The organism is Saccharopolyspora indica (assembly GCF_027853965.1).
GTDB classification, from domain to species: Bacteria; Actinomycetota; Actinomycetes; order Mycobacteriales; family Pseudonocardiaceae; genus Saccharopolyspora; species Saccharopolyspora indica.
This window is the reverse complement of sequence record NZ_JAQGLB010000010.1, coordinates 1-13,479: the sequence shown is the minus strand read 5'-3', so window position 1 is coordinate 13,479 and position 13,479 is coordinate 1. Positions and strand designations below refer to the sequence as shown.

The 13,479-nt window shown below is 70.3% G+C and carries 10 protein-coding genes; 7 read left to right on the top strand and 3 right to left on the bottom strand.

The annotated features are described in order from the left end of the window. The first annotated feature begins 31 nt into the window (after positions 1-31). Both OU416_RS21735 and OU416_RS21730 read left to right on the top strand, forming a co-directional pair. The gene (locus tag OU416_RS21735) at positions 32-2,395 is read left to right on the top strand and encodes an ATP-binding protein (RefSeq protein ID WP_270928848.1); all 2,364 of its coding nucleotides are present in this window, start codon (positions 32-34) and stop codon (positions 2,393-2,395) included. Between the two features lie 428 nt (positions 2,396-2,823). Continuing rightward, positions 2,824-3,510 carry a lytic transglycosylase domain-containing protein gene (locus tag OU416_RS21730; RefSeq protein WP_270928847.1) on the top strand — a complete coding sequence of 229 codons (687 nt, stop codon included), beginning with the start codon at positions 2,824-2,826 and terminating at the stop codon, positions 3,508-3,510. A 145-nt stretch (positions 3,511-3,655) separates the two neighbouring features. On the opposite strand, the gene OU416_RS21725 is transcribed toward OU416_RS21730, so the two are convergent. After that, entirely contained in the window at positions 3,656-4,366 is a 711-nt protein-coding gene (locus tag OU416_RS21725; RefSeq protein WP_270928846.1) for a FadR/GntR family transcriptional regulator, read from the bottom strand. A gap of 152 nt (positions 4,367-4,518) precedes the next feature. Between OU416_RS21725 and OU416_RS21720 the strand changes: the two genes are divergently transcribed. The 3 genes from OU416_RS21720 to OU416_RS21710 all read left to right on the top strand — a co-directional run bounded on the left by OU416_RS21720 (position 4,519) and on the right by OU416_RS21710 (position 9,331). Next, positions 4,519-5,928: a GntT/GntP/DsdX family permease gene (locus tag OU416_RS21720; RefSeq protein ID WP_270928845.1), complete on the top strand. Its 1,410-nt coding sequence runs from the start codon at positions 4,519-4,521 to the stop codon at positions 5,926-5,928. 174 nt (positions 5,929-6,102) lie between these two features. Then, complete coding sequence (locus OU416_RS21715; RefSeq protein WP_270928844.1) at positions 6,103-8,385, top strand: HelD family protein; 2,283 nt, start codon at positions 6,103-6,105, stop codon at positions 8,383-8,385. A 145-nt stretch (positions 8,386-8,530) separates the two neighbouring features. Then, positions 8,531-9,331, top strand: a complete 801-nt coding sequence (locus tag OU416_RS21710; RefSeq protein WP_270928843.1) for an SGNH/GDSL hydrolase family protein — start codon at positions 8,531-8,533, stop codon at positions 9,329-9,331. A 12-nt stretch (positions 9,332-9,343) separates the two neighbouring features. Here the strand turns inward: OU416_RS21710 and OU416_RS21705 are convergent, their stop codons facing one another. Both OU416_RS21705 and OU416_RS21700 read right to left on the bottom strand, forming a co-directional pair. Then, positions 9,344-10,144, bottom strand: coding sequence for a hypothetical protein (locus OU416_RS21705; protein WP_270928842.1), 801 nt, complete (start codon positions 10,142-10,144; stop codon positions 9,344-9,346). A 99-nt stretch (positions 10,145-10,243) separates the two neighbouring features. Continuing rightward, the gene (locus tag OU416_RS21700; RefSeq protein WP_270928841.1) at positions 10,244-10,864 is read right to left on the bottom strand and encodes a TetR/AcrR family transcriptional regulator; all 621 of its coding nucleotides are present in this window, start codon (positions 10,862-10,864) and stop codon (positions 10,244-10,246) included. A 152-nt stretch (positions 10,865-11,016) separates the two neighbouring features. Here OU416_RS21700 and OU416_RS21695 point away from each other — a divergent pair, with 152 nt between their 5' ends. Both OU416_RS21695 and OU416_RS21690 read left to right on the top strand, forming a co-directional pair. Next, the gene (locus OU416_RS21695; protein WP_270928840.1) at positions 11,017-12,954 is read left to right on the top strand and encodes an alkyl/aryl-sulfatase; all 1,938 of its coding nucleotides are present in this window, start codon (positions 11,017-11,019) and stop codon (positions 12,952-12,954) included. A gap of 65 nt (positions 12,955-13,019) precedes the next feature. Continuing rightward, positions 13,020-13,424: a YybH family protein gene (locus OU416_RS21690; RefSeq protein ID WP_270928839.1), complete on the top strand. Its 405-nt coding sequence runs from the start codon at positions 13,020-13,022 to the stop codon at positions 13,422-13,424. The last annotated feature ends 55 nt before the right edge of the window (positions 13,425-13,479 follow it).

Here is a 13,479-nt window from a genome sequence, read left to right as displayed (position 1 = left end):
CAGAGCCCATTCGGGCGGTTAAGCTCGTGGCGTGGTCACCACTGCGCGAGCCCGCGTGCGGGAGCCGGCGGGCAACCTCCCGGCCGACGTCACGAGCTTCGTCGGCCGGCGCCGTGAGATCACCCTCACCAAGCGGCTGCTCGCCGAATCCCGGGTCGTCACCCTCACCGGCCCCGGCGGTGTCGGCAAGACCCGGCTGGCCATGCGGGTCGCGAGCAACATGCGCCGCTCGTTCCGGGACAAGGCGTGGTGCGTCGGGCTGGAGGACGTGCGCGACGGCTCGCTGGTGGTCGACGCCGTCATAGAGCAGCTCGGCATCGGCGGCCCGACCGCGGGCGAGGATCTCGACACCGTCGTCGAACAGCTCAAGAACCGCGAGATGCTGCTCGTGCTGGACAACTGCGAGCACGTGGTCGAGGACGTCGCGCTGCTGGTCGACGCGGTCGTGCGGTGGTGCCCGGGCGTGCGGGTGCTGGCCACCAGCAGGCAATCCCTCGGCGTCGCCGGGGAGGCCACCATGGTCGTCCCGCCGCTGCAGGTGCCCGACATCGAGCACCTGCCGCCGCCGGAGGCCTACGAGCAGTTCGCCTCGGTCCGCCTGTTCATCGACCGGGCCAGGGCCGCGGTGCCCGAGTTCGAGGTGACCACCGACAACGCCACCGCGCTGATGCGCCTGTGCTACCACCTCGACGGCAACCCGCTGGCCATCGAACTCGCCGCGGTGCGGTTGCGCTCGCTGTCCCTGCAGCAGCTGGAGGAGCGCCTGGCCGAGCGGTACGACCTGCTCACCGAAGGCCGCCGCGGCGCCCCGGCCCGGCAGCAGACGCTGCGCGCGCTGATCGACTGGAGCTACGAGCTGGCCTCCGAGCAGGACCGGCTGGCGTGGGCGCGGATGTCGGTGTTCTCCGGCACCTTCGACCTGGCCGCCGCCGAGCACGTGGCGAGCAACGGCCTGACCGGCTCCGACGTGCTCGGCGCGATCCACTCGCTGGTGGACAAGTCCGTGCTGCTGCGCGAGGAGGACGGCGGCGAGGTGCGCTTCCGGCTCCCGCACGCGCTGCGCGAGTACGGGCAGGACAAGCTCGCGGAGTTCGGTGAGCTGGAGGCGATCCGGCAGCGGCACCTCACCTGGTTCAGCGACCTCGCGGGGCGCTTCGCCGCGGACTGGATCGGCCCCGACCAGATCGCCTGGATGCAGCGCCTGCGCAAGGAGCAGGGCAACCTGCGGACCGCGCTGCAGACCGCCGCAGCCGACCCGGACACCGCGGGCACGGCGCTGGGCATGGCCACCGACCTCTGGCAGTACTGGGTCATCCGCGGGCTCAACGGCGAAGCGCGCCACTGGCTGGACCAGGTGCTGGCCAGCGCCCCGCGCGAGGTGCCCGAGCGGGTGCGCGCGCTGCGGGTCAGCGCCTGGTTCGCGCTGCTGCACGGCGACCTGGACAACGTGCACTCGATCCTGGAGCAGGCGACGGTGCTGGCCACGCAGCGCGGCGAGGACGCGGAGAAGCCGTACCTGGCGCTGGTGCGCGGGCTCGCGGCGTTCGCGGGCAACGACACACCGCGGGCCGCCACGCTGGTGGAGGACGCGCTGGGCCAGTTCCGCAAGCGCGAATCGCTGCCCGGTGAGCTGTTCGCGCTGTTCGGGCTCGGCATGATCAAGGGGCTGGAAGACTCGGCCGAAGCCGGACTCGCGCTGCTGGCCGAGTGCATCCGGCTGTCCACCGAGCAAGGCGAGCTGTACTGGCGGTCCTACGCGCTGTGGGCATCGGCGCAGACCGAGTCGCTGCACGGGGATCTGGAGCAAGCCGACGCGGCGGCCAAGAAGGCGCTCAGGCTGCAGTGGCAGCTGGACAACCGGCTCGGCATCGCCTTCAGCATCGACACCCTCGCCTGGATCGCCCAGCAGCAGGGCAAGTACGACCGCGCCGCCCGGCTGTTCGGCGCGGCTTCGTCGGTCTGGGACGTGGTGCGCGCCAGGCCGGGCTTCTGGGCCCGGTTCGCCGCCGACCACGACGAGCACCAGGCGCAGACCCGCACCGCGCTGGGCGAGGAGGCCTTCCAGGAGGCGTTCGACCGGGGCCGGGGCCGCCAGCTGTCCGTGCAGCACATCGTCGACTTCGCGCTGGAGGTCAAGCGGCATTCGCGGGTGCGCACCGAGGAGAACGTGCACCCGATGCCGCTGACCCGGCGGGAGCGGCAGATCGCGGAGCTGGTCGCGCAGGGCAACACCAACAAGGAGATCGCGGAGAACCTGGTGATCGCCCAGCGCACGGTCGAGGGTCACGTGCAGAACATCCTCACCAAGCTGGACTTCTCCTCCCGCGCGCAGATCGCCGGCTGGGTGACGGCCCAGCGCACGGCGAGCGAAGCGAGCGACACCGTCCCGCACTGAACCGCGCCGGGCACGCCGACGACGGACGCGGCGGCGGCGAACGCGGCGGCGGTCAATTTCGTACGAAATTGACGTTCACCCGGGTGATGGTCAATTTCGTACGAAATTGACCGCGGCTGCTCCCGGCACGGCGGGCCGGGGCGAGTTGCCGAGCGGATGCGGGCGGCCTCGACGCCATCAGGATCATGCGGGGACGCTTCCGGGGCTGTTGTCCGGACCACAGAATCTCACTTTGAGTAGTTGGAAGCCCGCGATATGTCGCCCGTATGGGCGAAACTAGGTACCTATGTACGTGCAAACCTCGGTGCGCGTGCACTCTCCGTGCCGGAACCTGGGTTCTCGTGACCCCCGAACCTGATTCCCCCGACAACCGCATCCTCGACGACCGAGATCCCCGGCCGACCGGTTGGCACCGTTGGGAGAGGGCGGTGCCGAACACGGCGAGCTGGCTGCGTGCGGCATTCCTCGGCGAGAAGTCCGACCGGCAGCACCGCGTCGCCCCGAAGACGCGGGCGCTGCAGCTCGGCACCGCGGCAGCCGCCTTCAGCGTGCTCGGCGTGGTCGCCGGCGTCGGCGGCCCCCGGACCGAGCAGCCCGCGGTGGAGACCGCGGCCGTGGTCACCCCGATCGACCAGGCCGTCCCGCTCCACGCCCCGGCCCCGCAGCCCGCCCCCGAGGCCGTCCCCGCTCCGGCCGAGCAGCCCGCCCCCGAGGCTGCTCCCGCGCCGGAGAAGCCGGTCGAGGAGGCCAAGCCGGTCGACCAGATCGGCGCCTGGATCGACGAAGCGGTCCAGGTCATGGAGCAGAACGGCGTCTCGCGCGACCAGATCGACACCGAGGCCATCCGCATGATCATCATGCACGAGTCCAACGGTGACCCGGGCGCCACGAACAACTGGGACTCCAACGCCGCGGCCGGCACCCCGTCGATCGGTCTGATGCAGACCATCCAGCCGACCTTCGAGTCCTTCGCGCTGCCCGGCCACGGGGACATCTACGACCCGGTGGACAACATCATCGCGGCCACCCGCTACGCGATCTCGCGCTACGGCTCGGTCGCCGACGTCCCCGGCGTCTCCGGCGTCCGCTCCGGCGGCAGCTACCTCGGCTACTGACCGGACGTGACTTCAACGGGAGTCGTCCACTGAAGTCGCAGCAGTCCCCGACGCAGGCCGGCGTGTCAGACCCCCAGCACGCCGACCACCCGCCTGGTGCCCCGAGCCGTCCCCAGTCCGGCTCGGGGCATCCGGCCGTCGCGGGTCAGCGGGACGCGACCCGGGCACTCCCCAAGCCGGAGAGGGTTCCCTCCAGCGCTTCGGCGACCAGTTCTCGCATGGCCTCCTCGGCGCGGGCCCGGTCACCGCTGCGGATGCACTCGGCGATCTCGCAGTGCAGGCGGACGGCGACCGGGCGCGGGTGCTCCGGCATCAGGCCGTGCCCGGCCCGCCAGCTCAGCAGTTCCTCGACCACCTCGTGCAGCTGGGCGAACATCTCGTTGCCCGACGCCCGCAGCACCAGCCGGTGGAACTCGACGTCGGCCGCCATGAAGGTGTCCAGGTCGCCGGAGCGCGCCGTGGCCACCATCCGCTCGGACAGCGCGACCAGCCGGGCCGCGTCCTCGTCGGCCGCGCGCTGGGCCGCCGCGGCCGCGGCCATCGGTTCGACCGCGGTGCGCAGCTCGGCCAGGGTCTTCAGCTGCGCGGTGCGGTCGGCGGCCAGCAGCCAGCGGATGAGCTGCGGGTCGAAGGCGTTCCACTCCTCGCGGGGGCGGACCACGTTTCCGACGCGCTGGCGGCCGACGACCAGCCGGATCGAGGCCAGGCTGCGCACCACCTCGCGGGCGACGCTGCGGGAGATGCCGAACCGCTGCTCCACCTCGTCGGTGCGCAGGACGCTGCCTGGCGGGTGCGTGCCGGCGGCGATCTCGTGCCCCAGCACGTCCAGGACTCTGCCGTGCAGCCCGCCGCCCATTTCGCCCCTTTCGCCGCTGAACGCCCCAAACATAGGCGGCCGGACCGGCGTGATGGGCACAACAGGCATACTTAATCGGTCCACATGGCAATAAAGTCATACTTATTGCTTAGGCTGTGCCGCGCACCAGCTGCTCAACGAGGAGCCCTTCCATGCCAACCAGCCTTTCCGGCAGCCTCGCCGCCGTCCTCGCCCAAGCCCCGCAGGCCGGCGGGTGGACCTCGCACGACACGCGCCTGCTCATCGCCGCCCTGTCCGGCATCGCCGTCATCGTCGTGCTGATCAGCTGGGCGAAGCTGCACCCCTTCCTGTCGCTGGCCCTGGGCGCGACCACGCTCGGCGTGGTGGCCGGGATGCCGTTCACCGACCTGGTCTCGACCTTCACCGAGGGGCTCGGCAAGACCGTCGGCGACGTCGGCCTGCTGGTCGCGCTCGGCGCGATGCTCGGCAAGCTGCTCACCGACACCGGCGGCGCCGAGCGGATCGTGGAGACGGTCCTGCGCCGCACCACCGACCGCACCCTGCCGTGGGCGATGGTGTTCATCGCCGCCCTGCTCGGACTGCCGATGTTCTTCGAGGTCGGCGTCGTGCTGCTGGTCCCGGTCGTGGTCATGGTGGCCAGCCGGTCCGACCAGCCCATGCTGCGCATCGGCATCCCCGCGCTGGCCGGGCTGTCGATCCTGCACGGTCTCGTCCCGCCGCACCCCGGCCCGCTGGCCGCGGTGGACGCGCTCAACGTCGACCTGGGCATCACCCTCGCGCTGGGCGTGCTGGTGTCGATCCCGACCGCCATCGTCGCCGGTCCGCTGTTCGGTTCGTTCATCGCCAAGCGCGTGCAGCTGCCGCCCGCCACCCACCTGCTCGGCAAGTCGCAGGTGGAGACCGCACCGGAGAAGCGGCCCAGCTTCTTCGCCGCGGTCGCCATGCTGCTGCTGCCCGTGGTGCTGATGCTGGGCAAGTCGGTGGCCGAGCTGCTGCTGGCCGAGGACAGCTTCGGCTACCTGGTGCTGGACACCGTCGGCACGCCGGTCGTGGCCATGATGCTGACCGTGCTGATCGCCATCGTGGTGCTCGGCACCGGTGCCCGGTTCAGCCGCAACCGGCTCTCCGAGGTGGTCGGCGGTTCGCTGCCCGCGATCGCCGGGATCATCCTGATCGTCGGCGCGGGCGGCGGTTTCAAGCAGACCCTGGTCGAGTCCGGGGTGAACAACATGATCACCGACCTGGCCAGCGGGGCGAACCTCTCGCCGCTGGTGCTGGGCTGGCTGATCGCGGTCGGCATCCGGGTCGCGACCGGTTCGGCGACGGTGGCCACCATCTCCGCGGCGGGCATGGTCGCACCGATGGTGATGGGGCTGCCGCCCGCGCAGGGCGCGCTGGTGGCGCTGGCCATCGGCTCCGGTTCGCTGTTCCTCTCGCACGTCAACGACGCGGGGTTCTGGCTGGTCAAGGAGTACTTCGGGATGACCGTCGGGCAGACCCTCAAGACCTGGTCGGCGATGGAGACGCTGCTCTCGGTGACCTCCTTCGCGGTGATCCTGGGCCTGTCCGCGGTTCTGTGAGCACGAGCTCCCGTGAGTGTTTCGGGGTGCCGTAGCGCCCCGAAACACTCACGGAAGCGGACCAGCGGAAGCGGCACGAGACCGGGGCGGGCCGCCCCGCGCGGTATATTGGTGGGTCGGGCCGACCGTCGAGTCGGGCTTCCCCCATTCCCCCTGAGTACCGAGGTGGCGCAGTTGTCCAACGCCCGATCCGATCGGGATGCCGTCCGCGCGCAGGAGATCGCAGCCGAGCAGCAGTACCTCACCGTGCTGTACGACAAGCTGGACACCCTCCGGCAGGAGACCACGCAGCGGTTGAAGGACACGCTGCGCGACAGCGGCGGCCCGCCGCAGGCCCGCACCGAGCGCGACATCTCCACCCGGATGTACACCGACAAGCTCACCCAGCTCAGCGCGGTGGAGCACGGGATGTGCTTCGGACGGCTGGACCTGGACAGCGGTGAGACGTTCCACGTCGGCCGGCTCGGGTTGTTCGACGAGGACAACGAGTACGAGCCGCTGCTGCTGGACTGGCGCGCACCGGCCGCCCGGCCGTTCTACCTGGCCACCGCCGCCGCTCGCGACGGCGTGCGCCGCCGCAGGCACCTGCGCACCAGCTGGCGCAAGGTGCTCGACTACGAGGACGAGGTGCTCGACCTCGACGCCGCCGAGCAGGGCAGCGATCTCGGGCTGGCCGGGGAGGCGACGCTGCTGGCGCGGCTCGACGCCCGCCGCACCGGGCAGATGCAGGACATCGTCGCCACCATCCAGGGCGAGCAGGACCGCATCATCCGCGCCGGCATGAACGGCGTGCTGGTGGTGCAGGGCGGTCCGGGAACCGGCAAGACGGCCGTGGCGCTGCACCGCGCGGCCTACCTGCTGTACACCTTCCGCGAACAGCTGTCCAAGCGCGGTGTGCTGGTCGTCGGCCCGAACGAGACGTTCCTGCGCTACATCGGGCAGGTGCTGCCCTCCCTCGGCGAGACCGGCGTGCTGCTGTCCACTGTGGGCGGTCTGTACCCGGGGATCACCGCGACCGGCGTGGAATCCGCACGCGCGGCGGAGATCAAGGGCCGCGAGAGCATGGTGGAGGTGCTCACCGCGGCGGTCCGCGACCGCGAACAGGTGCCCGCCGACCACGTCGAGGTCGTCTTCGACCGCGAGCCGCTGCGCATCGACCGCAAGACCGCCGCGCAGGCCCGCACGCGCGCCCGGCGCGCCCGCAAACCGCACAACCTGGCGCGCCGGATCTTCCGGAACGAGATGTTCTCCGCGCTGACCCTGCAGGTCGCCGACCGCCTCGGCCGCGATCTGCTCGACCGGCGCGACCTGGACGAGATCAACGTGGAGCTGCGCGCCGACCCGGCGGTGGACCGGGCGCTCGACGAGCTCTGGCCGGAGATCACCCCGCAGCAGCTGCTCGACGAGCTGTTCAGCTCGCCGGAACGCCTGATCACCGCGACCGGCAAGCACCTCGACGACGAGGAGCGCGAGGAGCTGCAGCGAGCCGCGGGCACACCGTGGACCCCCGCCGACGTGGCGCTGCTGGACGAGCTCGCCGAACTGCTCGGCGAGGACGACGCGCAGGCCCGCGCCGAGCGCGAGCGCCAGGAGCGCGAAGAACTCGCCTACGCGCAAGGCGTTCTGCACATCATGGAGCAGGACGAGGAGATCGCCGACGAGGAGCGGCTGCGGGTCTCCGACGTGCTCGACGCCGAGCTGCTGGCGGAGCGGTTCCGCTCCCGCAGCGACCTGACCGCGGCGGAGCGCGCTGCCGACGACCGCACCTGGACGTTCGGCCACGTGATCGTGGACGAGGCGCAGGAGCTGTCGCCGATGGCGTGGCGGGTGCTGATGCGCCGCTGCCCGAGCCGGTCGATGACGCTGGTCGGCGACGTCGCCCAGACCGGCGCGCTGGCCGGGGCGAACTCCTGGCACGACGTCCTGCACCCGTACGTCCAGGACCGCTGGAAGATGGTCGAGCTGACCGTCAACTACCGCACCCCGGCCGAGATCATGGACGTCGCGGCCGGAGTCCTGTCCGAAATGGACACCGAGCTGGAGGCGCCGACCTCGGTGCGCACCAGCGGGCACCAGCCCTGGTCCCGCCGCGTCGACGACCTCGCGACAGCGCTGCCGGAAGCGGTGGCGGACGAACTGCGCGAGGTCGCCGACGGCCGCCTCGCGGTCCTGTTGCCGCCGCAGGTGCTGGCCGACCTCGGCCCGCAGCTGGCGGAAGCGCTGCCCGAGGCCACCCTCGGCACCAGCCCGGACGACCTGGACGCCCCGGTCGCCCTGCTGACCGTGGAGCAGGCCAAGGGCCTGGAGTTCGACGCTGTCCTGCTGGTGGAACCGGCGGCGATCGCCGAGGAGTCCGAGCGAGGCCTCAACGACCTCTACGTGGCCCTGACCCGGGCGACCCAACGCCTCGGCGTCCTCCACACCACCGAACTCCCCGAGGTCCTGCGCGGGATCTGACGGTTCGAGGGGCACCTCTCCGCGAGAGGTGCCCCTCGAGCGCTTTCCGGCTTCTTCCTTGACAGGTCAGTGATCACCCGCCAATTATGGTTAGTGAGTACTCACCAACCGGAGTTGCCGGGCAGCTGGGGAAGGAACGACCATCGTGCGAAAGCGCATCGTGTCCAGGAAACGAGTCATCGCTTCGGTGTGCGTGGTGCTCGCCGCGGCCCTGGGCGTGGCAGGCGTCGGCGGATACTTCGCGTTCCTCCACCCGCCGATCAGCACACCGGCTGAGGCCTGCGGAAACTCACCGCGCGCAGTGGTCGCCGCCGGAGCCAGCATCACCCGCGGCACGCTCGGCGGCGACTGGATCGGCTCGCTGCGCAGCAGGTCCGAGCTGGCCGGGTACGAGTTCGTCAACGCCGGGGTCAACGGCAACACCAGCGCCGACCTGCTCGCCCGGATCGACACCGACGTCGTGGCGTGCCACCCGGTCGCGGTGACGATCCTCGTCGGCACCAACGACGTCCGCGACGGCGTGCCGCTGGAGCGGTACCGGGCCAACCTCGCCGCGATCACCGGCCGGATCCAGGACGGGACCGACGCCCGGATCGCCCTGATGTCCTTGCCGCCGATGGGCGAGGACCTGAACGCGGAGATCAACCGCAGGCTGTCGGAGTACAACCGCGCGATCGAGGAGACGGCGGAGAGCGCCGGAGCGGACTACCTCCCGGTGCACGAGCGGATGGCGGAGATCGTGGCCCAGCAGGAGAATCCGGCGTCCTACGACTTCAGCTTCCCGCTGGCGCTGTCCGCCGCGATCCAGCACTACGCGTTCGGTCGCAGCTGGGACGACATCGCCGACAGCGACGGTCGCGAGCTGCTCGTCGATCACATCCACCTCAGCGATCGCGGCGCGGCGGTGATCACCGAGCTCGCCGCGGGCTGGCTGTCGGCGACGTAACCCGCGAAACGGCTACCAGAGCGGGAGTTTCGGCCGCTCCCGGCCAGGTGCCGGTTCGGCGGTGGCGCGCAGTTCCGGGAGCCGGTCGCGGAGCGCGGCGATGCCGAGCGGGATGAAGACCAGGCACACCGAGACTCCGCCGCCCAGCACTCCCAGCGGGAGCGCGCTCTCCTTGAGGACGCCCATGAAGACCCAACCGCACAACAGCAGCAGCACGCCGCGCACCAGCCCGAGCACGCCCGCGCGCCAAGCTCCGATCACCAGCAGCAGCATCCCGAGGATCGAGCCGGCCGAGGCTGTGACGGGGATGCGCCACAGCCCGTAGGAGAGGTCCACGTAGGAGCTCAGCACGAAGTCGGTGGCCTGCTGCAACCCGATCCGGTCGACCAGCTGGAACGCGGTCAGGTCGACACCGGCGAAGTACAGGCGGGCGAACAGCGAGCCGACGAACAGGGCGCAGCCCCAGAACGCGAGCCGCGGACAACGCGCGGCGACGATCCGGGCGAAGGTGACCACCGCGGGGAACAGCAGAACGGCACCACCCGCGAAGAGCGCGTACCCCGCCGTGACCAGCGAAGGGTGCTGCGCGTAGGCGGCCAGCTGGCTCGGCGCGTCGAAGGTCTGCGCGGCGAAGTACGCCTCCTGCTGCGGGGTGAACTCCGCCGCCCGCACGCCGAGGTGCCGGACCAGCAGGCCGGCGAACCACACCAGCGGGCCCACGATCAGCGCTGTTCCGCCGATGAGCCGGCCGGGCGGCCATGCGTTGGCGAACTCCTGCTTCGGCCGGACTCCTTCGAGCGACGACTTCGTCACGAGGCCTCCACGTCCTTGGCGTGCCTCAACAGTTGTAGCCGTTCATCGCCGACAGCGCGGGCGCTTCGGGAACGAATCGCCGGAACAGGCGCAGCCGCTTCAGCCGCTCGACGCCGCCCGCCCCGCCGGCGCGGTGAGCAGACCGGCGAGCGCGTCGGTCAACCAGGACAGGCGCTGTTCGTCCACGTCACCGGCTTGCTCCGCGTGCTGTTCGAGATCGGCCGTGCCGGTGATGAGCAGCCGCCCGGCGAGCTCGATCCGGTATTGCGCGACCTGCTCCGGCAACTGCGCGGCCAGCAGTTCCCCGAGCAGTCGGGTCACCTGCTCCGCACTTCCGGTCAAACCGTACTCGGGCAGCGTCTCGACCGTGTGACCGGCGTGTTCGTAGAGGCGGGCGAGGAACCGCGCGTAGTGGCTTCCCGGCCGCGCGGCCTGTTCGGCGAACGGGCGGGCGAGCACATCGCACAGGTGCCACGGGTCGGCGTCCGCGCCGTTGGCGCGCGCCGCGTCGAGCAGTTCGGTCCGGCGCTGGTCGATGTGCGCCAGGCGGCTGGTGAAGATCGCGCCGATCAGCTTCGACTTGTCCCCGAAGTGGTAGTGCGCCGCGGCCACGTTGCGCTGCCCCGCCGCCGCGGCGATCTGCCGCAGCGAGACGCCGTCGATGCCGTGCAGGGCGAAGAGGCGTTCCGCGGCGAGCAGCAGTTCCGAGCGGGTGTCCACCCATCCAGTCTGCTCAGCCGGAACACCCTCGTCAATGTCGTGTAAAACACTCGCATTAGCTGTCTAAAACAGTCGCTTTAATTGCTTTCCCGCAGGCACAGTGGGGTTGCGGAGGGATCGAGCCGAACGATTCGGAGGCAGTTGTGAAACCGGTGAACAGGCGGAAGTTCGTGGTCGGCGCGGGAGCAGCAGCCGCGGCGGCGACGCTCACCTCGTGCACGACGTCGGGCCCCGGGGGAACCGTCGCCGACGGCGCCAACGGGCGGTTCCCGACCGACACGACCAGGCTCCCCTACGGTGATCGCACCGATTTCGCCAACGCCGACCGCGGATTCCTCGGTTCCCTGAAGCCGGGGAAGGTCACCGACGAGAACGGCACCGTGGTCTACGACGCCGACGCCTACTCCTTCCTGACCGGAGACGCGCCGGCCACCGCCGACCCCAGCCTGTGGCGGCAGGGCCAGCTCGCCGCCAAGCAAGGGCTGTACCAGGTCACGGACCGCATCTTCCAGGTCCGCGGCCTGGACCTCTCGAACATGACCGTCATCGAGGGCGACACCGGCGTGCTCGTGATCGACCCCCTCACCTGCGACGAGACCGCGGCCGCCGCGCTCCAGCTCTACCGCGAGCACCGCGGCGACCGACCCGTCACCGGCGTCATCTACACCCATTCGCACGCCGACCACTTCGGCGGCACCGCTGGGATCCTGCCGCCCGGCGCCCGCGGTGTTCCGATCCTCGCCCCCGAGGGCTTCATGGAACACGCCGTCTCCGAGAACGTCTACGCGGGCACCGCCATGAGCCGCCGCGCCACGTACATGTACGGGGACCACCTCGACGTCTCCCCCACCGGACAGATCGGCTGCGGCCTCGGCCAAGCCGTGTCCACCGGAACGACCAGCCTCGTGCCGCCGACCGAATCGATCACCAAGACCGGTCAGCGCAAGACCATCGACGGGATCGTGATCGAGTTCCAGCTGACGCCGGGCACCGAGGCGCCTTCCGAGATGAACTTCTACTTCCCGGAGTGGAAGGCGCTGTGCATGGCGGAGAACGTCGCGCACACCATGCACAACATCATCACCCTGCGCGGGGCGCAGGTCCGCGACGCCCGGCAGTGGTCGCGCTACCTGAGCGAGACCATCGTGCTGTTCGGCGACGAGGCCGAAGTCCTCTTCGGCAGCCACCACTGGCCGACGTGGGGGAACGAGCAGCTCAACGGAGCGCTGGCCGAACAGCGCGACATCTACGGGTACCTGCACGACCAGACCCTCCGGCTGATGAACCAGGGTCACACCGGTAGCGAGATCGCCGAAATCCTCGAGCTGCCCCCGGCCCTGAACAACGCTTGGGCCACCCGCGGCTACTACGGATCGCTCAACCACAACATCAAGGGGATCTACCAGCGCTACGTGGGCTGGTTCGACGGCAACCCGGCGCACCTCTGGGAGCACCCGCCCGTCGAGCAGGCCAAGCGCTGGGTGCAGGTCATGGGCGGTGTCCCGGACGGGATCAAGCGAGCCAAGTCCTACGCCGAGCAGGGCGATCTGCGCTTCGCGGTCACACTGCTGAACCACTGCGTCTTCGCCGAGCCGGACGACGAGAAGGCCAAGCAGGAACTCGCGAAGGTCTACGAGCAGCTCGGGCACGGCATGGAGAACGCCGTGTGGCGGAACTTCTACCTGACGGCCGCGAAGGAGCTCCGCGAGGGCAAGAAACCGACGGCCCTGTCCAGCAGCAGCCCGAGCATGATGGCGGCGCTGACGGTGGACCAGCTCATCGACTCGATCGCGATCCGGATCAACGGGCCGAAGGCGTGGGACCGCACCATCACGATGGACTGGAAGCTGACCGACGAGAACAAGATCTGGCACCTGCGCCTGGCCAACGGCGTCCTGACCCACCACAGCGACAGCACACCCGACCCCGCCGCCCAGCTGACGCTGTCGATGACGAAACCCCAGCTGGCCGGCCTGCTCGGAAACCAGGACATGACCGGCGTCGAGCACCGCGGCGACATGACCCGCCTTCAAGCGCTCCTCGACGTGCTCGACGAGCCGGACCCCGACTTCAGCATCGTCACCCCCTGACCCTTGACTTCCAGATATGTCGAAGTTTCAGGATCGGTTCCGCGCACTGCGAAAGGGGAAGCACCGTGAACACCGGGACCGACCGCGCCCTGACCGAACTCATCGAGCGCTACGAGCACGCCTTCAACACGAACGACGCCAAGGCGATGAACGACCTGTTCGCCGACACCCCCGTCTTCGTGAACTTCAGCGGCAACCTCGTCAAGGACAAGGAATCGCTCCACCGCGCCCAGTCATTCGTGTTCGGCCCGGGCGGACCGCTCGAAGCCATCAGCGTCAGCTACGCGGTCGAGAGCATCACGCACCTCTCGGCAGAGCTGGCGGTGATCCACGCCCGCCAGCGGACGCGCCGCACCGAGACCACCGATAACGACCGCGAAGACCCCATGGAGGCGATCTTCATGGCCGTCGCCCAGCGCACCGGCGGCGAATGGCAGATCAAGATCGGCCAGAACACCCCGGTGATGTGACGACCACCGGCCGACCACGAGAAGTGCCCCTGCGCAGATCGATCAGCGCAGGGGC

Bases quoted from the DNA above. Each gene is read 5' to 3' on its own strand.
- OU416_RS21725 (WP_270928846.1), bottom strand. From the start codon at position 4,366: ATGGGCGGCGGGCTGCACGGCAGAGTCCTGGACGTGCTGGGGCACGAG.
- OU416_RS21720 (WP_270928845.1), top strand. From the start codon at position 4,519: ATGCCAACCAGCCTTTCCGGCAGCCTCGCCGCCGTCCTCGCCCAAGCC.